Below are 21,757 nucleotides of genomic sequence, written 5' to 3' on the forward strand. Positions count from 1 at the left end.
GATCTACTGAAGAGACGCCAGAATACGAGTGAGGAACCCATAGCCTTCGCCGTATTTAGTCAGAAGGCGCTGGGCCACCGATTTGTCTGGGATATTTTCTGAGGAAAGCACGCTTAAAGGGTGAACCGTGTTGCCCAGGGAAAACGAGAACCCGCTCCACAGGTTTTCCCAACTGGTCTGAACCTTGGTAAGGTCGGGCACGGCTAGGCGAGGCAACCTATTCGAGAAGCGCAGGGGGCTGGTGAGGGATTGGGCCTTGTATTCTTCTGCGATGTTCACCAGCTACGAGACTCCTAGTGAGCAGGCTCGGCCAACCTTAAGCTTGCGCCTAAGGCTATTTACATATAGCGTGTAAGGGCCAAAAATCCCGAAAAATTCGGAAAAATTGGCTCAATTAAGGATGTCAATCTTGATTATAGATTTTACGGTCCGGAATTTCAGATCGATCGCAGAAGAGCAGGTTTTCTCGCTACATGCGGAAAAGGTGGGGAAATACCATCTGGATAATGTTGCTTATCCAGATGATAAGACGGCTGTTTTGAAGGTCGGTGCGATCTACGGTCCGAATGCAAGTGGCAAGTCGAATCTGCTTCTTGCAATGGTTGGGTTGTGTTGGTTGGTCGATCAGAGCGCCGAGCTTAAGGAGGGAGAAGTGATTCCTCCATATGAGCCATATGCGTTGGACGCTGATCGTAAGTCTTCGCCTATAGAGTTCGAAATTGAATTCGTCGCAAGTGATAAGGTGCGATACAGATATTCGATTTCATATAATGCATTTGAGATTATTTCAGAGTCACTGGACTCATTCTTAGGTCGTTCTCGTTCGAATCTTTTTACGAGAAAAAAAGGCGATACTTGGGAAACTATGTACCTTGGGAGCAACTTAAGGGGCAAGGTGCGTCGTATTCCCTTTTTTAAAAATAATAGCTATGTTGCAAAAGCGGGTCGAACCGCAGGTGCTCCAGAATCTTTACGGGCTGTTTTTAAATATTTCGATGATCTTATGTATATAGGGACCGAAGTCTCTGGTACGTTTACGCCTGTCTTCCTCCAAGAAGAAGAAAACATACACACGGTATCTCGTATATTATCCGCCATAGACACTGGCGTGACTGGCATAACTTGCGAAGAGCAAGAGGTTCAAAACGCTAGTATTTTTGACAGTTTGCCAAAAAAAATACGGGATAGGCTGCTTGAGGAGGCTAAGCTAAAGTTCACGTTCTGGCACAAATCGGATCAGGGCGATCCATTCCCTATGGATTTTAAGTATGAAAGTTCGGGGACAAAGAAACTGTTCCATTTCATACCGATAGTAATTTTTACCATCGCTAGGGGCGGTGTTCTCATAGTCGATGAGTTGGAAGCCAGTTTGCATCCTCACATAGCAGCTTTGTTTGTGAAGATATTTAATGACCCGGACGTAAATGCAACAAATGCACAGTTAATATTCACAACGCACAACACCGGATTGCTCGATTCTCAGGTTATGAGGCGAGATCAGATTTGGTTCGTGAGAAAGGACGCTGGATCTTCCACGTTTTATTGTCTTGATGAATTTGACAAAAAAATCGTCACTCCTCAATCTCCGATCGACGAGTGGTACGACGAGGGCAGATTTGGTGCCGTTCCGAAAATCAATTATGGGGCCGTTGCGGACCAACTGGCGAGCGCTATTTACGAAGCGGTGGATGAACATGCCGAAGCCTAGGCGAAAAGAAGAAAAGCCGCTTTCTAGGATTTTGAGAATTTACTGCGAGGGGGAAAAAACGGAGCCGCAGTATATACAAGGGTATATTGATCACATCGACCCTCCGGGAATGAGGCGTGTCTTTTCAATTATGAAGACTAGAAAAAACACGCCCCTTTCGCTGGTAAAAGAAGTTGTCGCCCACAAAAAAAGAAATCAGGTAAATGATGAATACTGGGTGGTTTATGATCGTGAGAGTACGGCAAAGATTTCCGAATCAGAGCACGCTAAGGCATTTAACCTTGCCACCCAAAATGATGTAAAAGTGGCTCTTTCAAGTGTTTGCTTTGAATACTGGCTAATACTCCACTTCGAGAGCAGTGGTCGTTCATACACATGTTATGATGACTTAATTCAAAAAAGCTGCTTGGCAAAGTCATTTGAGAAAAATTTTGGAAAGAAATACGATAAAGCGGGGCACTCCATATACAGATTACTTAAAGACAGGGTCGGCGATGCAAAAGAGCGAGCAGTTGCCCAAAATAAAATTGTAATTGGTGCAGCTGAACCGGGTCGCTCTTATCCCTTTCAGTTAAATCCATTTACTGGAATGCCTGATTTGATGGATGCAATAGATAAATTCAAATAAATTTCCATTCATTCATAATTAAATTAATATCATGGTTTGATTTTTTGAATAATTAATTTTAAAAGATTTACTTTTTCGAATAAAAAATTTAGCTCATGAAAGCTAATGTCGTATTCATTAGAGTAACGTGCTTCTACATAGGCGCGTTGCAATTTTGCGAAAGATCTGCGCGAAACTTTGTCATCTGGCCAAACCACTCTTATGTTATCGTCTAGCCCCTCAGCCTGCGACCTAAGAAATGTTAGACGATGTGATTTCGGGCTATATAAAGAAAGTGTAAGCAGCACGCAGTGGTATAGTGCTTCAGTTGCTTGATGTAGGTTGAACGCGGCCAACTTGGCGTCTGGCATATCTAGGTAAAACTGGGCACCGGCCTGAAATTTAATTGCCCGATCCATCCACTGCTCGTAGTACGCACTTGCCTCAGCCTTGATCTCTTCCGGCGTCAGCGCCTTTGGCTTGGCGAGTGGATGGCCCTCAGCCTCGTACAGCATGACCCCATCCTTGACGATGTCCGAGAAGAAGGGGCGTCCACGGGCGAGCTGATCGTTCACGTCGGCAAGGCTGTGAACGATGAAGCTCACCGGCGTCTTGAGGTCATGGGTCAGGGTGTATTCCCGTACAAACCGGTCGTCTGCCGCGCTCCAGTATTCCTGCAGGTCGGTAAATTCCTGGCTGTTGACCACCACCAGAAGATCGTAGTCCGAGCGATAGCCGGACAGACGGTCTTCCACCCAGTCCCCTCGCGCATATGAGCCGAACAGGATGATTTTGAGGATGCGTCCGCCCTTGCGCTTTTCGGACAGTTTCGTCTGTGTCGCCGCCTCGAAGCTGTCGAACAGCACCTTCACCACGTGCTCAAGCTCGCGGCGTTTGGTGTCTGGCAGATGATCAAGGGCGTCAGGCAGCATGTCGGGTTCCGGTAGCGTCTTTCTATCTATAAGTGTCGCTGACTCGCCCTGCAATGCCATGTCCACGGATCAATTACGGATAGTTTTCAGCATTTGGCTGCGTTGACGTTCTATCCACAATCGTCCGCCTCTGACGAATAAGGCGCTTTCTGGTGTTTCTGCCCCCTCGTTAACCGTGCCTAAAAAGCGTTTGTTAGACGTATGGTTGTATTTTCGCCGCATGTCAGGTTATCGAGACTATCCCAAATATCGTGGCGACCAAAGTTACCGCCCTCGTCGTCGGGCGCGACGGTTTTGGGATTCTGATGAGCCTGCCCGTCTTTTGATGGCGCTGGTGTTCTTGGGTTTCCTCGCCTACCTGAACTATCCACGGCTGGTCCGTCTCGTTGAGAACAAGCCGGTCTATTACGCGGACTGTTCCCATGCACGCGCGGCTGGCGCGCCTACGCCAATCTACAGATGGGAACCCGGATACCGTCCGGAGATGGATGGTGACGATGATGGGGCGGCCTGTGAGCCTTGGCGTTAGCCCGGATCAGCCGAACTTGCCGTCATTTCTGCGCCGTCGTCTTTTTCCTCAGAAATCGTCTGTTTTCGTGCGCTTTTTTGAGGGTTTGGGGTTGAGAGCAAGATTAAAGAAGTAGAGCCTTATGCGCCTCATGGGCGGCATAAGTCTCTGTCTGCACGTCGTTTTTCGTGAGGCTGTTTTAGCGCCATTTGAGATTTCGTAGCGCCATTGTGGCGCTCTTGAATCCGCCGGGACAAATCCAATCCTTTGAGAGGGAATGGGGCTTCACCGGAGGCGGATCATGGACCGCGAAGACGGGTTTGAACTGAGACCGGGCCGTATAGGCCGCGACGGCAAGGCCGTGTCTCTGGGCCGGGACTTTCGCAATCGGGTGATCAAGGCCGCCAACCTCGCGCGGGGTGGTCGTGCGGTGTCCGGGAAGCCGTCCGGCTTCACCGGCGAGCGCATCGGACGCGGTAGCGGTGCCGGTGCGGTTCTGGCCTCGCGTGCCGGTGCGGCTGTGGGTGCGAAGGATGGCGGCTTTGGCCGCCGCCGCGTCATGGTCAAAGCGCGGATCGTCAAGCTGGCCGGTAAGGGACGCGGTGCGGCTATAGCCCATATGCGCTATGTCCAGCGCGATGGCGTGACCCGTTCGGGGGAGCGCGGCGAGCTTTATGATGGCCGGTCTGATGTGGCCGATGGCAAGGCCTTTCTGGAGCGCTCAGAGGGCGACCGGCATCAGTTCCGGTTTATCGTCTCGCCGGAAGACGGACAGCAGTATGACGACCTGCGCAACGTCACCCGCCGTCTGATGACCCAGATGGAAACCGATCTGGGGACGCAACTGGACTGGGTCGCCGTGGATCACTTCAACACCGGCCACCCGCACACCCACATCCTGATCCGGGGGAAGGACGATCACGGCAAGGACCTGATCATCGCGCGGAACTACATCACCGAAGGCGTCAGGGAACGCGCCGCCGAGATTGTGGGTTTTGACCTTGGCCCCAGAACCGCGCTGGAGGTGTCGCTGTCCCTCCAGCACGAGATGACCGCCAACCGCTACACCACGATTGACCGCTGGATTGAGGACAGCCGGGACGCCGAGGGCCGAGTGCGCGCCATCGACCCAAGCCCTGAACGCCAGTCCCTGATTACGGGTCGTCTGAGGCATCTGGAGACGCTGGAACTGGCCACACCCGAAAAGGGCGGCCTGTGGCAGGTCAGCGAGGATTTTGAAGCCGCCTTGCGCCAGCTCGGGCGGCGCGGCGACATCATCAACAGCCTGCGTCACAACCTGGCCCTCGGTGCGGACGGTCGTATGGTCGAGACGCTGCGCATCCACGACGCCGGCTACGGCATGGGGCAGGATGCCGAGGCCCATCGTGCGGCGTCTCTTTCCCATACCGAGCCTATGCCGCCGATCATCGGGCGCGTGGCACACCGTGGTCTGTACGATGAACTGGAAGACCGCCACCTGCTGGTTATCGACGGTGTGGACGGTCACACCCATGTGGTCGAGATCGGCAAGGGCGAGACGGCCCCGCAGGTGCCGACCGACGCCATTGTGCGCCTGACACCCAAGGTCGCCCAGTTGCGCAGCGTGGATCATACCATAGCCGAGGTTGCCGCCGCCAATGTCGGCTACTATTCCGTAGAGCGTCATCTCAGGCACGACCGCAACTCCACCCAACGCTTTGCCGAAACCCATGTGCGCCGTATCGAAGCCGTGCGGCGCGCTATGGGCGGCATTACATGGGAAGACGACTACAGTTTCAGGGTCGGTCAGACCTACCGGGACACGGCACTGGCCTATGAGCAGCAGAAGGTCAGCCAGAACCCGGTCAATATAGAGGTCCTGTCCCCTGAACCCCTGCGCAGCCTTGAGCGGCGGGACGCATGGACATGGCTGGATAAGGAACTCACCGCACCGGAACCGACGCCGCTTGCGGACACCGGGTTCGGGAAACAGGTCAAGGGCGCAATCTACCACCGGGTACTGTGGATGAGCGAACAGGGGCTGATCAGGTACGAAGAGGGCAAGGCCTATTATCCGCGCAATCTCGAACAGCAGATGGCGGCGCGCGAGCTGAAGGCCGAGGGCCAGCGACTATCGCAGGCACTGGGCAAGACCTATGTGCAGATGCGCCCGTGGGTGGAATACAGCGGCACCCTGAAAGACAAGGTCACGCTGAACGGCGGCCAGTACGCGGTTGTAGAACGCGCGAAGGACTTCGCCCTTGTCCCGTGGCGTGACGTGCTGGAGCGGCAACGCGGGAAAGAGATCACTGGCATGATGCACGAGAACCGCAGCATCGAATGGTCGTTCGGCAGGGACAGGGGGATCGGCATCGGGTTCTAGCCCGCCAGTAGGGATAACGGCAGGACGCGCTTCCATGCCCACCAATTGCAAATCATCCCACTATCGATTTTAGAGGCACGTTTTCTGGGGCAGCTTTATAACTCCCTTGAAGATTGGAGGGAGCTAATGAGAGATATTGAGGGAATCGAGCAGGTTTTGGAAGCCTTGAAGCCGCACTGGGCGGAAATCGAGCAAGACTTTGATACGGCTAATGCTCGTTTTTTAGAGTTGGCAGCTGGCGATCATGAGCCCGTGGGCAAAGTGCTCAAGGCACATCTTTTGGTTGAACATCATCTAAATGAGTTTCTGCCATCGTTCTTCGGGTTTGGAGAGTTTCATGAACTTCGCCTCTCGTTTGCGCAAAAAGCTCGAATGTTACCGACGGTAGGGTCGAGCGCAGCCTTTGTGCGGCCTGGTATTCTTCAGTTAAATAAAATAAGAAACAAATTCGGCCACCAACTCAATTACCAGATAGAGTTTCCGGAAATACAAGCGATCTTGGACATCTTGTCGATCGCGAGAGAGGGGCATCAATTCGATACGCCAATTGATGCGATTGAAGCGTTTACGCCGGTGGCATGTGCCTTTCTTCAGGTGCCTCCAAAGCATTTACAAGACGCATTTGTAAACGCATTCAAAAACATACGTGCGGCCCACCAAGCGGACTTCGATTAGAGTCTTCGATTGATTGCATGTTATGGATGGTAGCCCCCAAGTCCAGCCCCGGATCACGCTGGAGAGCACTACCAACCGTCCGACTGTGTGCAGAATGCGGCAAAACGGCATCTGCGGACGGCAATGGAGCTATGAGACCAACACCTCAGCGATGGCATCATGGCGCTTACTCTGTGGAGGAGACGCGCCCTGATGCCCGGCACCGCAAGCCCGCCGGTTGTCCACGCCGATCCCCCTGAACACCAGCGGACGGACAGGCCCATGAAACCCCGGCACCACCTCTACCTAGACGACGAGCTGACAAACGAACTTGAGGCTCTGGCCAGCAAGCCCGGCGCGTCGAAGTCGTCCATCGTGGCCGATGCGCTGCGTTCCTATTTCCGTCATCGCGCCGGTAACGCAGAGGCGAAGGCCCTGAGCCAGCGGCTTGATCGGATAGCGCAGAAGCAGGACCGCCAAGCGCGCGACATCGAGGTCGTACTGGAAGCCATTGCGCAGTTTGCGAACTTCTATTTTGCCTTCACCGGCAGCGTGCCGAACCCTGACGAGGCCTCTGTCAAACGCGGCAAAAATCGTTTCGAATATTATACCAAACATGTCGGCAAGGTTCTGGCCGTAGGCACGTCGTTCGGATTGCAGGTGGAAGAGATCGTGGAGGCCCACCAGAGCGATAATGCCACGTCAGACGGAGAGGACCGCTGAGATGACCAGCCCCGCGCAAAATGAACCGCAGAAACTCGCCTACCGCATTGACGAAGCCGTCAAGGCCACCGGACTGGGGCGGTCATTCCTGTACGAGCGCATGGCCGATGGTTCGCTCAAGTCCGTGAAGATCGGCGGGCGCAGGTTGATTATGCGCGATGATCTTTTGCGGTTTCTAAGCGGAGACAACACGGTCAGAGGTGAGGTCGAGGCCCGCTATGTAAAGCCAAAGTTTGTGCCAAAGCCCAAATCACCGAGCCGGTCGGGCGTCCTCCCGTTTGGCCAGCTTGAACTCCCGTGGCGGCGGTAGGCTATAAGTAGAGCTAACACTGCACACCGAAATGCGAGAATCGCGAACGTCCCACTACGCTGGAGGCTATAGCCGCGAGTGCCCAACCGTATCTGTGTTGCAGAGACAGCACATCGACATTCAAAAGCGTCCAAAGACATCCACGGAAATCCACGCAAACCGCTGGGGTGAATGCTGGGGTTGGGTTGGCGGAAACTGCGCCAATGCCAGTAAATTCAATGATTTGCGGGGGAGGGTGGCGGACAGAGAGGGATTCGAACCCTCGATAGAGTTGCCCCTATACACGCGTTCCAGGCGTGCGCCTTCAACCACTCGGCCACCTGTCCATCACTGGCAAGACCGGGCTATGCCGCAGGTCTTGGGAAGGCGGCGGTTATAACCGTCCACCGATAAATCGCAAGCCCCTAACTGGCCTCTGGCGCTATCTTTTTTACACCCTATATGTCCGGCATAGGTCTATATTGGGGATAAATCCCCCTGCATACTCAGGAGCCGCGCATGTTCGGTAGCAAAACCCGCCTGATTTCCCGTGAAGACGCCCTGCCGGGCCGTGCCGAGGCCCTGCCCACCGACTCGACTCACGCCGTACTGGGTACGCCGCTGAAAGGCCCATTCCCTGAAGGCACCGAAACGGTGGTGTTCGCCATGGGCTGTTTCTGGGGCGTCGAGCGCCTGTTCTGGCAGCAGGCGGGCGTCTATACGACGGCGGCCGGCTATATCGGTGGCTATACGCCCAACCCGACCTATCGTGAGGTGTGCACCGGTCAGACGGGTCACACCGAAGGCGTTCTGGTCGTTTATGATCCGGCTAAACTCAGCTTTGAGGCGCTTTTAAAGCTGTTCTGGGAGCGTCATGACCCGACGCAGGGGATGCGTCAGGGCAATGATGTCGGCACGCAATACCGTTCGGCCATCTTCACCACCACCGAGGCGCAGTACGAGGCGGCGCTGAAGTCGCGCGATGCGTTTGAGGCGGCGTTGTCGGCCAAGGGCCTTGGGCCGATCACCAGCGAGATTTTCGGCCCGGACAACGAGCAGCCCTTCTATTATGCCGAAGACTACCATCAGGGCTATTTGGAAAAGAACCCGGAAGGTTATTGCGGTCTTAAGGGCACGGGCGTCACCTGCGCCATTTAAGAGCCCCTCGCCGGGCGGTGGCTCCGCCACCTTGGCCGCCGCCGCAATGGCGGCTTGAGCGGAATGATTCCCTCAGCAATCATTCCGCTCTACTGTGTGGGCTTTATATCACGCAGGATCGCGGGGATCTGTTCGCTCAGGTCTTCGGCGATCAGGCCCGGCCCGAAGCGGCGCGCCGCCTCCGAATGCAGCCAGACCCCGGCGCAGGCGGCCTCAAAGGCTCTCATCTTCTGGGCCATCAGACCGCAAACCAGCCCGCCCAGAACGTCACCTGAGCCTGCGGTGGCCAGCCACGGTGGCGCGTGGCGATTGACCACCAGCCTGCCGTCAGGGTGGGCGATCACGGTGTCTGCGCCTTTCAACAAGACCACAGCCCCGGAGGCGGCGGCCGCATCGGCGGCGGCGCGCGCCCGTTCTTCGGCGCGGCCAAAGACGCGCGCAAACTCGCCTTCGTGCGGGGTGAGGACGCAGGGGCCGCTGATGGCGGCAAACAGGGTCTTCGGGTCGTCTTTGAACACGGTCAGGGCGTCGGCATCGAGCACGCAGGGCTTTTGCGCCCTGAGCGCCGTCATAACGCAATCGCGCGTGCGCTCATTCAGCCCGGCGGCGGGCCCCAGCAATACGGCGGTAACCCGCGGATCGCCGATGAGCCCGCCAAATTCGGCGACATCGCGCACGGGCTTGGTCATAACGGCCTCAAACGCCGTCGCATAGACGATCAGGGCCGACGGGTCGCAGGCCACGGATACCAGCCCGGCCCCGGCGCGCAAGGCCGCCCGCGCCGCCAGTCGCGCCGCCCCGGTCGAATGAAGCGGGCCACCCAACACAACGGCGTGACCGCGGTCGTACTTGTTGCCTGCCACATCGGGCGAGGGGAAGTGGGCGAACCAGTGTTCCGGACGGTTATCGGCGGGGGTGGGCAGGGTGCTCATGACAGGCTCGGCGCGCTATGTTCACAGACCGCACCCCTATACCATGCGCGCATCCTTTTCGGGAGCCGGATCAAAGGCCTGCGGCATCCGGAACTCTACCGCCTGAAAGGTGTGTCAAACACGCACAGATGCGCATTTTCGATCATCATATCCCCAAAACATGTGATACCGCCCCCTAAAATGAGGGGGTAGGGTGTGACAAGTTGCTGTTCAAAGCGATGTGCGGAAAAGTGTGAGCGGTTTTCCGCAAAAACATCGCGACAAAACAAAAATTTAGAGCGAAATGGCGTTTCCACCTAAAGTCATTTCGCTGTAGTGTCGATGTTTGGCTCCGGGAGCTGGGGGTTGCCGGGGGGAAGCGAAACGTCGCAAATGCCGGAACGGACGCATGGCGCATCGCCAGAGTTGTCCCCCTTTGGTGCTGCCGCTTCCTTGTCCCAGGATCGGCCCCCCACGTCCAGACGTCCGTTCCGGCCCTTTCATAACATTACAGAGAGTTCATCTTGACCCCGTTGCGGCCTGTGCTGAGCGGGTTTAGGGTCGTTGCCTGCGCAACCTTGTGCGCCGCGTGCCTTTTCCGGAGATGCCCCCATGCTTGATCGTCGTTCGCTTTTGTCCGGGGCCTCGGCCCTTGCCGCTGTGGGTCTGTCGGCCGGTAGCGCCCTGGCGCAGACGGCATCGGCGAAGCTGAACGCGACGTTTGACGCCATCTTCAATGAGATGGTCGATCATTCGCCCACGGGGGCCACCTCTCTGGGCCTCGATACGGGGGCGCGCGCCGCCCTGAAAGCCAAACTCGATCCCGCCACGCCGCAGGAGCGCGCCCGCTACACCGCCTTCCTCGAAAAGTCGGTCTCCGCCCTGAAGGCCATTCCGCGCGATCAGTTGTCCGGCATGGACCGCATCAATTACGACACCGTCCTGTGGGACCTGACCCAAAGCCTGAACGGGTACAAGGCCTTCGCCTTCGGCTCGCCGGGCTCATCGCCCTACGTCATCACGCAGTTGACGGGCTCCTATATCTCGATCCCGGACTTCCTCGACAGCCAGCACACGATCGAGACCAAGGCCGATGCCGACGCCTATCTGTCGCGCCTCAAGGCCTATGCGGTGCTGCTCGATGAGGAAACCGCCAAGATGCAGGCCGACGTGGCCAAGGGCGTCATTGCGCCGGACTTCGCCCTGCAAAAGGCCATCACCCAGCTCAAGACGCAGCGCGACACCAAGGCCGCCGACAGCGTGCTGGTGCAATCCATCGTCCGCCGCACGAAGGAAAAGACCATTGCCGGTGACTGGGGCGCGCAGGCGACCCAAATTTATGAAACCGCCGTTGTCCCGGCCCTCAGCCGTCAGATCGCCGCCGTCGAAGCCGTCCTGCCCAAGGCGACGCACGATGCGGGCGTGTGGCATATTCCGCAGGGCGAGGCCTATTACATCTATGGCGCGCGCGGCGGCACCTCGACCGACCTGACGCCGGACGCCATCCACCAGATCGGCCTCGATAAGGTCAAGGACCTCAATGCCGAGCTGGAAAAGGTGATGACGAAACTCGGCATGACCACGGGCACGACGGGCGAACGCCTCAAAGCCATGGCGAAGGATCCGAAGTTTGTCTATCCCAACACCGATGCGGGCAAGGACAAGCTGCTGGCCGATCTCAATAAACAGGTCGAGGTGGTGCAGGCCAAGCTGCCGGCCTATTTCGGCGTGCTGCCCAAGACGAAAGTGACGATCAAGCGCATCCCGCCGGCGACCGAACTGGGCGCGCCGGGCGGCTATTATCAGCCGGCGTCGCTCGATGGCTCGCGGCCGGGGGCCTATTACATCAATCTGCGCGACACGGCCGAGGTGCCGAGCTGGACCCTGCCGACCCTGACCTATCACGAGGCCATTCCGGGCCACCACATGCAGATTTCGATCCAGCAGGAAAACAAGAACCTGCCGATGCTGCGGCAAATTTCCGGTTTCAACGCCTATATCGAAGGCTGGGCCCTCTATTCGGAAGAGGTGGCGGCCAAGGATATGGGCATGTATGCCGAAGACCCCTATGGCTATATCGGCTATCTGCACGACGCCCTGTTCCGCGCCTGCCGTCTGGTCGTCGATACGGGGATGCACCACAAGCGCTGGAGCCGCGAGCAGGCCATGGCCTTCATGGATGCCAATCTGGGCGATCCGAACGAGACCGAGATCGAACGCTACTGCGTGTGGCCGGGGCAGGCGCTGGGGTACATGATCGGCAAGATCAAGTGGCTGGAGCTGCGGGCCAAGTATCAGACAAAGCTGGGCGCGAAGTTCGATATCAAGGCTTTCCACGATACCGGCCTGACGGCGGGCGCGGTGCCGCTGGCGGTGCTGGAAACCGTCTATGCCGAATGGGCCGCGAAGCTGTAATCAAGAGGAAAAGCTCCATGCTCAATCGACGCGCTCTGCTTGTGACCGGTGCCGCGGCGGCGACCTTTGCCGCCACGGGGACCCATGCCGCCAGCGACCCGGCGACCGCCAAAACGCTGAACGCCCTGTTCGACGCCATCTTTGACGAGAATGTCGATCAGTCGCCGAATCTGGCCACCTCGCTGGGCCTCGACAAGGACGCGCGCGCGGGCCTCAAGTCCAAACTCAACGACGCCTCCGAAGCCGAGGCCCTCCGGGGCATTGCGCGCGCCGAAAAGAACCTGGCGGCGCTGAAAGCCATTCCGCGCGACAAGCTGAGCGGCATGGATCGCATCAATTACGATACGGTGCTGTGGGGCTATGAGAGCCGCAAGTCGGGCTATGACCGCTTTAAATTCGGCAACTGGGGCGGGGCTAACCCCTACATCCTGTCGCAACTGAATGGGTCCTATCAGTCCACGCCGGACTTCCTCGCCAATCAGCATACGATCGAAACCAAGGCCGATGCCGAGGCCTATCTGGCGCGTCTGGAGGCCTTCGCCGTCCTGATTGGGCAAGAAACCGAGCGCTTCAAAGGCGATGTCGCCAAGGGCGTCGTGCCGCCGGATTTCGTCATCGACAAGGCTCTGACGCAGTTGCAGGGGCTGGCGGCCATCAAGGGCGCCGACAGTTCGATGACCAAAGCGTTGACCACCAAGACCGCGGACAAGGGCCTTGCCGGGGATTGGGCCGCTGAGGCCGCCCGACGCATCGACGGGCCGGTCGCTGCGGCGCTTAACGCCCAGATCGACGCGCTCAAGGCCGTGCGCCCAAAGGCCACGCACGACGCCGGTGTGTGGAAGCTGAAGGACGGGGATGCCTATTACGCCTTCGCGGCGGGGTCGTCGTCGGGCACCACCACGAAGATGACGCCCGACGAAATCCACAAGATTGGTCTGGATATGGTCAGGGAACTGTCGGCCGAAGCCGATGCGAAGTTTAAGGCGCTGGGCCTGACGCAGGGCACGGTGGGCGAGCGCATGGCCGCCATCGCCAAAGACCCCAAATACGTCTATGACAATACGGACGCTGCCAAGGAAAAGCTGCTGGCCGATCTGAACGTGCAGATTCGCGCCATTGAAGCCAAATTGCCCGACTGGTTCGGCGTCCTGCCCAAGACGCCGGTGGTGGTGCGTCGCGTGCCCAAGGAAATCGAAGCCGGTGCGCCGGGCGGCTATTATCAGCGCCCGACGCTCGATGGTTCGCGGCCGGGGGCTTACTATATCAATCTGCGTGATACCGCCGAATGGCCGTCGTGGTCGCTGCCGACCCTGACCTATCACGAGGCGATTCCGGGCCACCACCTGCAAATCGCCATCCAGATGGAGACGCAAGGTCTGCCGCGCCTGCGCAAGGTCGGCGGCTTCTCGGCCTTCTCCGAGGGCTGGGCGCTCTATTCGGAGCTGCTGGCGGCCGAAATGGGCATGTATGCGGCCGATCCGCTGGGCTATATCGGCTATCTGCAATCGGCCCTGTTCCGCGCCATCCGTCTGGTGGTCGATACGGGGATGCACGCCAAGCGCTGGTCGCGCGAAGAGGCCATCCGCTACTTCGTCGCTACCAATGGCGATCAGGAATCGTCCGCCACCACCGAAATCGAACGCTACTGCGTGTGGCCGGGTCAGGCGCTGAGCTACATGACGGGCAAGATCCAGTGGGTGCGGCTGCGCGACCGTATGAAGGCGCAACTGGGGCCGAAGTTCGATATCAAGGCCTTCCATGATCGGGGCCTGACGGCGGGGCCGGTGCCGCTGGCGGTACTGGAAACCGTCTATACGGAGTGGGCGCGCGGTCTTTGATCGCCGCCCGGTGGACGCCCGTCGCTGAGTGTGTTACCCGATTAAAAAAACCAAATATAACTATTCGGGAGGACGCTATGAAACGCAACACCTTCGTCGGTGCCTTTGGGGCTTTGGTCCTGACGCTGATGGCCTGCGGGCCGGACATGGCTAAGGCCGAGATGTCACCTCAGGCGCAGGTCGCCGCCATGAAGCGCGGCGTCAATGTGCTGGGCTACGACCCCCTGTGGAAGGACCCGGCCAAGGCGCGCTTTCAGCCGCGGCTGATGTCGGTGATCCGTGAAGGCGGCTTCAACACGGTGCGTGTCAACCTCCATGCGTTTCAGCACATGGACAAGGATAACCGCCTGTCACCCTTCTATTTTTCCACCCTCGACACCATGGTGGATGCGGCGAACAAGGCCGGTCTGCACGTCATTCTGGACCTGCACAACTTCAATGAGTGCGCCGAGGACGTGAAGGCCTGCCGACCTAAGATCATGGCCTTTTGGACGCAGATGGCCGAGCATTACAAGGATGCGCCCGACACAGTGATGTTCGAGATTTTGAACGAGCCGCACGGCCCGGTGAATGCCGTGTGGAACGACATGATCGCCGAAAATCTCAAAATTATCCGCAAGACCAATCCGCGGCGCAACGTCATTGTCGGCCCGACCTCGTGGAACAATCTCAATGATCTGGAAGGGCTGCGCCTGCCCGCCGACGACCAGCACCTGATCGTCACCTTCCACTATTATGAGCCCTTCGTTTTTACCCACCAGGGGGCGGCGTGGACGCCGGACTTCAAGGATGTGAAGGGCGTGGCGTGGACCAAAGCCGAAGGGCAGGCGCGCCTTGACGCCGATTTTGACAAGGTGAAGGCGTGGAGCGCCCGCACCGGTCGCCCGATCCTGCTGGGCGAATTCGGGGCCTATGACAAGGGGCCGCTCGAGAGCCGCGTGGCCTATACCGAAGCCGTGGCGCGGGCGGCGGAGGCGCGCAACTGGGCGTGGGCCTATTGGCAGTTCGATTCCGACTTTATCGTCTATGACATACCGGCGGATCGCTGGGTCAAGCCGATCCACGGCGCGCTGATCCCCGAACAGGCGGCGAAGGTCGAGGCGGCGCAAACGCCTCAGGTCGATCCCAATGACGTCATGGCCCACGTCATCAATACACCCAAACTCTCGTCGTGGAACGCCTATGGTGCCCCGCAAAACGCGACTCCAGTGCAGACGGCCGAAGGCGCGCCCATCCGTTCGGCCCTGCGCATCCCTTTGTCGGCGGCGCAGCCCAATGCCTGGGATGTCGGCGCCGTGGCCCCGATCTCCCAACCTGTAAAAAAGGGTGACAAACTTCAGGCGTGGGTGTGGGCCCGCGCGGCCACCCCGGATGCGGCGACGCGCGTGCCTCTGAACATCCAGATCTCGCTCAACAAGGCCCCATGGACAGCACTGGTCAACACCCCGGTTCAGATTTCGTCCGAATGGGATATGTATGTGGTGCAGGCCGTGGCCGACAAGGACTATGAGGCGGGCACCCTCATGCTGAGTCTGCAACTGGGCAAGGCGGCCTATCCCATCGAACTGGGTGCGCCGGTGGTCCTGCGCAACTACGCACCGACCGCGCAGTAGAGGTGTGGGCGGCCCATATACCAACGGCCGAAGATGCTGACTGCATCCGGCCGTTGAAGACACGAGACTGTCTCATATGTATCAGCGACATGAGACAGTCTCGAATGGAATACCAAGAGTCATTTTCAATGACCCTTGGTATCATCCCGCATATTCGGCCAGAAGGCGTTCAAGTCGCGCGCCTTCTGGTCTCAGAAACCACAAGTAGCGGATCGCCTGCACGAGCGTCGAAGCCCCCAGTACGCCTCCGAACAGTAACGCCCCCTGCACGGCCTGAGTGACGGTCATCTTGTCCGTACCGACCAGTTGCCACAGGGTCACGCCTGTGACGAGGGGGAAGAGCCCCATCAGCCAGAACATCACGACGGCGCTGTGCCGGGCCGCGCGGTTTTCGTCCAGCCTGAGCTGTAGGCTCTGCGCAATAGACGCCGTCGGGTCCGCAAAGCGTCGCCTGTGCCGGTCGTGCGCGCGCATCATCAGGATCAGCGCCACCCACGGCGCGACCAGCATCAGCAGGCTCCCCCATTCGCGCGTGACGTCAAAACTGTCATGCCTAAGGGTGTCATACCCAAAGACAAGCGTGATCGTGCCCAGTGCGGCCCCGACACACAGAAAAAAAACGGTTTGTCCCTTACGGCGACGTTCGATCCCGCTCATCAGACTCTCCAGTAAAAAGGCCCGCGCGGTACGATCCATGTCGTGGTCATGGGTGCGCCACAGGCGCTCCAGGGTTTCAATCTTCATCGGATAGCTCCTGAACAAGCGTAGCCAGTCGCGCCCGCGCCCGGTTCAGACGCACGCCGATATGGCTTTCACTGAGGCCGTGCAGGGCGGCCATATCGGCATAGGGCGTCTGTTCCAGCCACAACAGCATCAGCGACCGGTCGAGCGGGGAAGGGCGCGCAAGGCGTCGAATACCTGATCCAGCCGGGCATCGGACGGTTCAGGGGTGAGCGGTTGCAGGCCCTCGCGCTGTGTTTCAAACAGGCGCAACAAACGCAGGCTCTCGCGCCGTTTCCACGTCAGGGCGCGGTTATGCGCCACGCGGTAGATAAAGGTCGCCGGGAGCGACTCTCCGCGAAAGGCCGGCCACGCCTTCCACACGGCGATCAGCAGTTCCTGAAGCAGATCCGCCTGATCCGCCGACGCCGCAAAGGCGCGGCTAAGCCGCCGCAGCGCCGGCAGGTGCGGGCTTATCCACTCGCTAAAAGCCGGATCGTGCGGCATTTGGACACCTTATCGCGTGGCCGTGGCTTCGCGCGCCTGTCGAAGGGCCTCGCGATTGTTCTGCTCGAACGCCCCGGTGTTGAGGCCGTAGACCACACCGGCGATGAGCAGAACCAGCAGGGCCGCAAGGGCCGGCAGACGGTAACGGGCAGGTAAAAACAATCCAAGCATCCTGATCTCCTGTGTTTGGGCTTACGAGAGGTTAGACGCCCGTGACCGCGTAAAACTTACACATCCACAAAATAAATAGGTACAGCCGATAACGGGAAGGTCACTTGCCAGCGCTAAGTCTGTGAGTCTAAATACGCGGCGACTTCGCAAGGTGAGCCGATGAAACCCTTTAATGCCGATGCGCTCGAAGATCTGGTCCATGCGCGGGCGCGTCTGGCCATACTCGCCTATCTGTCCACGGCCGGGCAGGCGGACTTCACCGATCTGCGCGATCAGGTGGGCATCACCGACGGCAATTTGTCGCTGCACCTCAAAAAGCTGAATGAAGCGGGCTATGTGGCGATTCGCAAAAAGATCGTCTCCAACCGCTCGAATACGCGCATCGGCCTGACCGATGAAGGGCGCAACGCTTTTTATAACTATCTCGATCAGCTCAAGCGGATGCTCGACGCCGTTCCGGAAAAGCCTGAACTCTGATGTTCCATTTTTTTAATGAGAACATATTGCGAACTTAGAACAAATGGGGTACGGTCCTCTCAACACATTTTCGCGGACGGGGGATGGACCTTCGCCTTGGGAATCGTGGCATAGGGAAGGTCTGGAATCATGTCGCAAGCGGTATTGAAACTCGTGGGAAAAGACGAAGCTGAAAAACAACGCGCGCTGGAATCGGCGCTGGCTCAGATCGACCGTGCCTTCGGTAAGGGCTCGGTGATGAAGCTGGGCAATGCCGGCAAGGTGGTGGAGGTGGAGTCGATTTCCACCGGCTCGCTTGGCCTCGACATGGCGCTCGGTATCGGCGGCCTGCCCAAGGGGCGTGTCATCGAAATCTACGGCCCGGAATCGTCGGGTAAGACGACGCTGGCCCTGCACACGGTGGCCGAGATTCAAAAGGCGGGTGGCACGGCGGCCTTTGTCGATGCCGAACACGCGCTCGATCCCGTCTATGCCCACAAGCTGGGCGTCAATCTGGACGATCTTCTGGTGTCGCAGCCCGATAACGGTGAACAGGCGCTGGAAATCACCGATACGCTGGTGCGGTCGGGTGCCGTCGATATCGTCGTGGTCGATTCGGTCGCGGCCCTGACGCCCAAGGCGGAAATCGAAGGCGATATGGGCGACAGCCTGCCCGGTCTTCAGGCCCGCCTGATGTCGCAGGCCCTGCGCAAGCTGACGGCCTCGATCTCCAAATCGAAGTGCATCGTCATCTTCATCAACCAGATTCGTATGAAGATTGGCGTCATGTACGGCTCGCCCGAAACGACGACCGGCGGCAATGCGCTGAAATTCTATGCTTCGGTGCGCCTCGACATCCGCAGTATCGGCAAGATCAAGGTGCGCGACGAAATCGTCGGCAACAATGTCCGCGTCAAGGTGGTGAAGAACAAGGTCGCGCCGCCGTTCCGCGAGGTCGAATTCGACATCCTCTACGGCGAAGGTATCTCCAAGCTGGGTGAAATCCTTGATCTGGGCGTCAAGGGTGGCGTGGTCGAAAAGTCCGGCTCGTGGTTCTCGTTCAACTCGATCCGCATTGGTCAGGGCCGCGAAAATGCCCGCGACTTCCTGAAATCCAATCCGGAAATCGCGGCGGAAATCGAAGCGCTGGTGCGCAAGAAGTCAGACGCCATTTCCGAAGAACTGCTGGGTACGCCCGAACCGGACGAAGACGGCGAATAAAACCTGAAACCCGCGTGGGGTGCGGGTTTTCAGACCGCCTGCCTTCCCTACGTGAACACCCCGGTCTTGTGATCGGGGTGTTTCTTTTTGTCCTGACACGTCAGAAAAATACCTGCGTTGGCGCAAAGGTCTTTGCGCAAATACCCAAGCCCTCTATATACGGCTGAAAATCGTCCTGTGGTGCGGTGTTTAACCGTCGGAGTCCCATGCCTTCCTTAAATCAGATCCGTCAGACCTTCCTGGATTACTTCGCCAAGAACGACCATGAGATCGTGTCGTCTTCGTCGCTGGTGCCGCATAACGACCCGACGCTGATGTTCACCAATGCGGGCATGGTGCAGTTCAAGAACGTCTTTACGGGGGCCGAAACCCGTCCGTACAAGCGCGCCACCACCTCACAAAAGGTCGTGCGCGCTGGCGGCAAGCACAATGATCTGGACAATGTCGGCTATACGGCGCGTCACCACACCTTCTTTGAAATGCTGGGGAACTTCTCCTTCGGCGATTATTTCAAGGAACAGGCGATCAGCCACGCATGGAACCTGATCACCAGGGAATACGGTCTGCCCAAGGACCGCCTGCTGGCCACTGTCTATATCGACGACGATGAGGCCTTCAATCTGTGGAAGAAGATCGCGGGTTTCTCGGACGACCGCATCATCCGCATCGCCGGGTCTGACAATTTCTGGTCTATGGGCGATACGGGCCCCTGCGGTCCGTGCACGGAAATCTTCTACGATCACGGCGAGCACATCTGGGGCGGCCCTCCGGGCTCTCCGGAAGAGGACGGCGACCGCTTCGTCGAAATCTGGAACCTCGTCTTCATGCAGTTCGACCAGCAGCCGGACGGCACGCGGCTCAACCTGCCCAAGCCCTCGATCGACACCGGCATGGGGCTTGAGCGCGTCGCGGCGGTGCTGCAAGGCGTGCACAACAATTACGATGTGGACCTGTTCAAGGCCCTGATCAGCGCCAGCGTCGAGGAAACCGGCGTCAAGGCGGAGGGTGAAGCCCTGCCGTCGCACCGCGTTATCGCCGATCACCTGCGCTCGACCTCCTTCCTGATCGCCGATGGTGTCACGCCATCGAACGAAGGCCGGGGCTATGTCCTGCGCCGCATCATGCGCCGCGCCATGCGCCACGCCTATCTGCTGGGGGCCAATGAGCCGCTGATGCCGCGTCTGGCGCCGGTTCTGGTGCGCGAGATGGGCGACCATTACGGCGAACTGAAGCGCGCCGAGGCGACCATCGTCGAAACCCTGCGTCAGGAGGAAGAGCGTTTCCGCCGCACGCTGGGCCGCGGCATGACCCTGCTGGACGAAGCGACTGCCAATCTGAAAAACGGTGACATGCTGGAAGGCGAAGTGGCCTTCAAGCTCTACGACACCTACGGCTTCCCGCTCGACCTGACGCAGGACGCCATCCGCGCCAAGGGCTTAAGCGTCAATGTTGCCGGTTTCGAAGCGGCGATGGAAGAACAGAAGCAGCGCGGCCGTGCCAACTGGAAGGGCTCCGGCGAAACCTCCGTTCAGGCCGAATGGTTCTCGATCCGCGATCAGGCCGGGGCGTCGGAATTTGTCGGTTATGAGCACCTTTCGACCCAGTCGCACGCCCGCGTCATCGTCCGAGATGGCGAGTCGGTTAGCGAAGGTCTGGTCGGTGAGCGCTTGCAGGTCGTCTTCGACCGCACGGCCTTTTATCCGGAAGGCGGCGGGCAGGCGGGCGATACCGGTACGCTGCATTGGGCCGGGGGCGAAGGCCGCGTGCTCGATACGCAAAAGCAGGCCGGTGACCTGATCGTGCATGATGTTGAAATCACCGAAGGCGTTCTGGCGGTCGGCGACATGGTCCATCTGCACGTCGATGGGTCCAAGCGTCAGACGACAAAGTCCAACCATTCCGCCGCCCACCTGCTGCACGCGGCGCTGAAAAATGTCCTGGGGCCGCACGTCGCGCAAAAGGGGCAACTGGTCGATGCCGAGCGGATGCGCTTCGACTTCAGCCACGGCGCGCCCGTCTCGCCCGAAGAGATCGAGCGCATTGAAGCCGAGGTCAATGCCGTTATCCTGCAAAACGAGGCGGCGACGACGAAGATGATGGCCCCCGCTGAGGCGATCGAAGCCGGGGCGGTGGCGCTGTTCGGTGAAAAATACGGCGATGAGGTCCGTGTCCTCAGCCTCGGTCACGCGCTTGATGGCGAGGACAAGGGCTATTCGGTCGAACTGTGTGGCGGCACCCACGTGTCGCGCACGGGCGATATCGCCCTGTTCAAGATTATTTCCGAAAGCGGCATCGCCGCCGGGGTGCGCCGTATCGAAGCCTTTACCGGCGAAGCGGCGCGTCAGTATCTGCTGGAGCAGGCGGGCGTCGCGCGTTCGCTGGCCGATCAGTTCAAGGTGCCGGTGGCGCAGGTGTCGGCGCGCGTCGAAGCGCTGGTCAACGACCGCAAGCGCCTCGAAAAAGAGCTGGCCGAAGCCAAGCGCGCCCTGGCCGTTGGTGGCGGCGGAGCGGCGTCTGGTCCGGAAGAGATCAATGGCGTCAAGGTGATCGCCCGCGTTCTCGATGGCGTGGGTGGCAAGGATCTGCGTCCGCTGGCCGAAGACTTCAAAAAGCAGATTGGTTCCGGTATTGTCTATTTGGTTGGTCAGCTTGATGGAAAAGCAGCAAATACCGCAGTGGTCACGCCCGACTTAGTTTCGACCTTCGACGCAGTAGAATTGGCAAGACATGGAGTCTTGGTCATGGGAGGGCAAGGTGCAGGTGGAAAGCGTGATTTTGCTCAAGGGGGAGCTCCGGATGCTTCTAGAGCGGGTGAAAGCGTAGATGCAATCAGAAAATTTATTCAAAATAAAACCGCCAGTGAGGGCGCGTGATCTAATTCACCTATCTGGTAATGTCTCAAGGCCGTCCGATCGCGGGCGGCCTTTTTTACATTTGCCGATTGCTTTGCGGGCCTCCCCTATG

At 58.6% G+C, this 21,757-nt stretch carries 21 protein-coding genes and 1 tRNA gene; 14 read left to right on the forward strand and 8 right to left on the reverse strand.

Features of this window, described 5'->3' with window-relative positions; genetic code table 11:
* Positions 1–3: 3 nt before the first annotated feature.
* Positions 4–279: a hypothetical protein gene (locus EM6_RS12480; RefSeq protein WP_126423499.1), complete on the reverse strand. Its 276-nt coding sequence runs from the start codon at positions 277–279 to the stop codon at positions 4–6.
* A 130-nt stretch (positions 280–409) separates the two neighbouring features.
* Here EM6_RS12480 and EM6_RS12485 point away from each other — a divergent pair, with 130 nt between their 5' ends.
* Positions 410–1,708 (forward strand): AAA family ATPase, encoded by a 1,299-nt coding sequence (locus EM6_RS12485; protein ID WP_172961252.1) that lies wholly within the window; start codon positions 410–412, stop codon positions 1,706–1,708.
* Positions 1,689–2,336 carry an RloB family protein gene (locus EM6_RS12490; RefSeq protein WP_172961253.1) on the forward strand — a complete coding sequence of 216 codons (648 nt, stop codon included), beginning with the start codon at positions 1,689–1,691 and terminating at the stop codon, positions 2,334–2,336. Before EM6_RS12485 ends, EM6_RS12490 begins: the two co-directional genes overlap by 20 nt.
* 29 nt (positions 2,337–2,365) lie before the next feature.
* Here EM6_RS12490 and EM6_RS12495 read toward each other — a convergent pair whose 3' ends face one another.
* Positions 2,366–3,247 (reverse strand): HEPN domain-containing protein, encoded by an 882-nt coding sequence (locus EM6_RS12495; RefSeq protein ID WP_126423504.1) that lies wholly within the window; start codon positions 3,245–3,247, stop codon positions 2,366–2,368.
* A gap of 325 nt (positions 3,248–3,572) precedes the next feature.
* Here EM6_RS12495 and EM6_RS17765 point away from each other — a divergent pair, with 325 nt between their 5' ends.
* The 5 genes from EM6_RS17765 to EM6_RS12520 all read left to right on the forward strand — a co-directional run bounded on the left by EM6_RS17765 (position 3,573) and on the right by EM6_RS12520 (position 7,804).
* A complete protein-coding gene (locus EM6_RS17765; RefSeq protein WP_420000743.1) occupies positions 3,573–3,776 on the forward strand; it encodes an excalibur calcium-binding domain-containing protein in 204 nt (67 codons plus the stop codon).
* Between the two features lie 280 nt (positions 3,777–4,056).
* Positions 4,057–6,117, forward strand: a complete 2,061-nt coding sequence (locus EM6_RS12505; protein WP_172961254.1) for a DUF3363 domain-containing protein — start codon at positions 4,057–4,059, stop codon at positions 6,115–6,117.
* A 126-nt stretch (positions 6,118–6,243) separates the two neighbouring features.
* Entirely contained in the window at positions 6,244–6,792 is a 549-nt protein-coding gene (locus EM6_RS12510; RefSeq protein ID WP_126423507.1) for a hypothetical protein, read from the forward strand.
* Positions 6,793–7,053: 261 nt separating this feature from the next.
* Positions 7,054–7,494: a CopG family transcriptional regulator gene (locus tag EM6_RS12515; RefSeq protein ID WP_126423508.1), complete on the forward strand. Its 441-nt coding sequence runs from the start codon at positions 7,054–7,056 to the stop codon at positions 7,492–7,494.
* Between the two features lies 1 nt (position 7,495).
* Positions 7,496–7,804, forward strand: coding sequence for an excisionase family DNA-binding protein (locus tag EM6_RS12520; RefSeq protein WP_126423509.1), 309 nt, complete (start codon positions 7,496–7,498; stop codon positions 7,802–7,804).
* A 236-nt stretch (positions 7,805–8,040) separates the two neighbouring features.
* On the opposite strand, the gene EM6_RS12525 is transcribed toward EM6_RS12520, so the two are convergent.
* A tRNA-Ser gene (locus EM6_RS12525) sits at positions 8,041–8,130 on the reverse strand.
* Between the two features lie 172 nt (positions 8,131–8,302).
* Here EM6_RS12525 and msrA point away from each other — a divergent pair.
* Positions 8,303–8,941, forward strand: coding sequence for a peptide-methionine (S)-S-oxide reductase MsrA (gene msrA, locus EM6_RS12530; protein ID WP_126423510.1), 639 nt, complete (start codon positions 8,303–8,305; stop codon positions 8,939–8,941).
* 89 nt (positions 8,942–9,030) lie between these two features.
* Here the strand turns inward: msrA and EM6_RS12535 are convergent, their stop codons facing one another.
* Positions 9,031–9,873 (reverse strand): NAD(P)H-hydrate dehydratase, encoded by an 843-nt coding sequence (locus EM6_RS12535; protein ID WP_126423511.1) that lies wholly within the window; start codon positions 9,871–9,873, stop codon positions 9,031–9,033.
* Between the two features lie 591 nt (positions 9,874–10,464).
* On the opposite strand from EM6_RS12535, the gene EM6_RS12540 reads away from it, so the two are divergent.
* The 3 genes from EM6_RS12540 to EM6_RS12550 all read left to right on the forward strand — a co-directional run bounded on the left by EM6_RS12540 (position 10,465) and on the right by EM6_RS12550 (position 15,718).
* Entirely contained in the window at positions 10,465–12,267 is a 1,803-nt protein-coding gene (locus EM6_RS12540) for a DUF885 domain-containing protein (RefSeq protein ID WP_126423512.1), read from the forward strand.
* Between the two features lie 17 nt (positions 12,268–12,284).
* Positions 12,285–14,105, forward strand: coding sequence for a DUF885 domain-containing protein (locus EM6_RS12545; RefSeq protein WP_126423513.1), 1,821 nt, complete (start codon positions 12,285–12,287; stop codon positions 14,103–14,105).
* Positions 14,106–14,182: 77 nt separating this feature from the next.
* Positions 14,183–15,718, forward strand: a complete 1,536-nt coding sequence (locus EM6_RS12550; RefSeq protein ID WP_197723658.1) for a glycoside hydrolase family 5 protein — start codon at positions 14,183–14,185, stop codon at positions 15,716–15,718.
* Between the two features lie 141 nt (positions 15,719–15,859).
* Here the strand turns inward: EM6_RS12550 and EM6_RS12555 are convergent, their stop codons facing one another.
* From EM6_RS12555 to EM6_RS17395, 4 genes are read right to left on the reverse strand one after another with little or no spacing between them, the layout of a single operon-like run.
* Positions 15,860–16,462, reverse strand: coding sequence for a hypothetical protein (locus EM6_RS12555; protein WP_126423514.1), 603 nt, complete (start codon positions 16,460–16,462; stop codon positions 15,860–15,862).
* Positions 16,452–16,592, reverse strand: a complete 141-nt coding sequence (locus tag EM6_RS17390) for a hypothetical protein (RefSeq protein ID WP_172961255.1) — start codon at positions 16,590–16,592, stop codon at positions 16,452–16,454. The genes EM6_RS12555 and EM6_RS17390 overlap by 11 nt, the downstream gene beginning before the upstream one ends.
* Positions 16,592–16,945, reverse strand: a complete 354-nt coding sequence (locus EM6_RS12560) for an RNA polymerase sigma factor (RefSeq protein ID WP_126423515.1) — start codon at positions 16,943–16,945, stop codon at positions 16,592–16,594. Before EM6_RS12560 ends, EM6_RS17390 begins: the two co-directional genes overlap by 1 nt.
* 9 nt (positions 16,946–16,954) lie before the next feature.
* The gene (locus EM6_RS17395) at positions 16,955–17,107 is read right to left on the reverse strand and encodes a hypothetical protein (RefSeq protein WP_172961256.1); all 153 of its coding nucleotides are present in this window, start codon (positions 17,105–17,107) and stop codon (positions 16,955–16,957) included.
* Positions 17,108–17,275: 168 nt separating this feature from the next.
* Between EM6_RS17395 and EM6_RS12565 the strand changes: the two genes are divergently transcribed.
* The 3 genes from EM6_RS12565 (at position 17,276) to alaS (ending at position 21,666) form a co-directional block, all read left to right on the forward strand.
* Positions 17,276–17,593: a winged helix-turn-helix domain-containing protein gene (locus EM6_RS12565; protein WP_126423516.1), complete on the forward strand. Its 318-nt coding sequence runs from the start codon at positions 17,276–17,278 to the stop codon at positions 17,591–17,593.
* 126 nt (positions 17,594–17,719) lie between these two features.
* Positions 17,720–18,793, forward strand: a complete 1,074-nt coding sequence (gene recA / locus EM6_RS12570) for a recombinase RecA (RefSeq protein ID WP_126423517.1) — start codon at positions 17,720–17,722, stop codon at positions 18,791–18,793.
* Positions 18,794–18,999: 206 nt separating this feature from the next.
* On the forward strand, positions 19,000–21,666 hold the full coding sequence (gene alaS, locus EM6_RS12575) for an alanine--tRNA ligase (protein WP_126423518.1): 2,667 nt from the start codon (positions 19,000–19,002) through the stop codon (positions 21,664–21,666).
* Positions 21,667–21,757 lie beyond the last annotated feature (91 nt).

The organism is Asticcacaulis excentricus (genome assembly GCF_003966695.1).
Taxonomy (GTDB): Bacteria; Pseudomonadota; Alphaproteobacteria; order Caulobacterales; family Caulobacteraceae; genus Asticcacaulis; species Asticcacaulis excentricus_A.

Coding starts and splice junctions, on each gene's coding strand:
- EM6_RS17765 (WP_420000743.1), top strand. CDS start 3,573: ATGGCGCTGGTGTTCTTGGGTTTCCTCGCCTACCTGAACTATCCACGG.
- EM6_RS12505 (WP_172961254.1), top strand. CDS start 4,057: ATGGACCGCGAAGACGGGTTTGAACTGAGACCGGGCCGTATAGGCCGC.
- EM6_RS12495 (WP_126423504.1), bottom strand. CDS start 3,247: ATGCTGCCTGACGCCCTTGATCATCTGCCAGACACCAAACGCCGCGAG.
- EM6_RS12515 (WP_126423508.1), top strand. CDS start 7,054: ATGAAACCCCGGCACCACCTCTACCTAGACGACGAGCTGACAAACGAA.
- EM6_RS12510 (WP_126423507.1), top strand. CDS start 6,244: ATGAGAGATATTGAGGGAATCGAGCAGGTTTTGGAAGCCTTGAAGCCG.
- msrA (WP_126423510.1), top strand. CDS start 8,303: ATGTTCGGTAGCAAAACCCGCCTGATTTCCCGTGAAGACGCCCTGCCG.
- alaS (WP_126423518.1), top strand. CDS start 19,000: ATGCCTTCCTTAAATCAGATCCGTCAGACCTTCCTGGATTACTTCGCC.
- EM6_RS12490 (WP_172961253.1), top strand. CDS start 1,689: ATGAACATGCCGAAGCCTAGGCGAAAAGAAGAAAAGCCGCTTTCTAGG.
- EM6_RS12540 (WP_126423512.1), top strand. CDS start 10,465: ATGCTTGATCGTCGTTCGCTTTTGTCCGGGGCCTCGGCCCTTGCCGCT.
- EM6_RS17390 (WP_172961255.1), bottom strand. CDS start 16,592: ATGCTGTTGTGGCTGGAACAGACGCCCTATGCCGATATGGCCGCCCTG.
- EM6_RS12550 (WP_197723658.1), top strand. CDS start 14,183: ATGAAACGCAACACCTTCGTCGGTGCCTTTGGGGCTTTGGTCCTGACG.
- EM6_RS12535 (WP_126423511.1), bottom strand. CDS start 9,873: ATGAGCACCCTGCCCACCCCCGCCGATAACCGTCCGGAACACTGGTTC.
- EM6_RS12555 (WP_126423514.1), bottom strand. CDS start 16,462: ATGAAGATTGAAACCCTGGAGCGCCTGTGGCGCACCCATGACCACGAC.
- EM6_RS12565 (WP_126423516.1), top strand. CDS start 17,276: ATGAAACCCTTTAATGCCGATGCGCTCGAAGATCTGGTCCATGCGCGG.
- EM6_RS12520 (WP_126423509.1), top strand. CDS start 7,496: ATGACCAGCCCCGCGCAAAATGAACCGCAGAAACTCGCCTACCGCATT.
- EM6_RS12545 (WP_126423513.1), top strand. CDS start 12,285: ATGCTCAATCGACGCGCTCTGCTTGTGACCGGTGCCGCGGCGGCGACC.
- EM6_RS12560 (WP_126423515.1), bottom strand. CDS start 16,945: ATGCCGCACGATCCGGCTTTTAGCGAGTGGATAAGCCCGCACCTGCCG.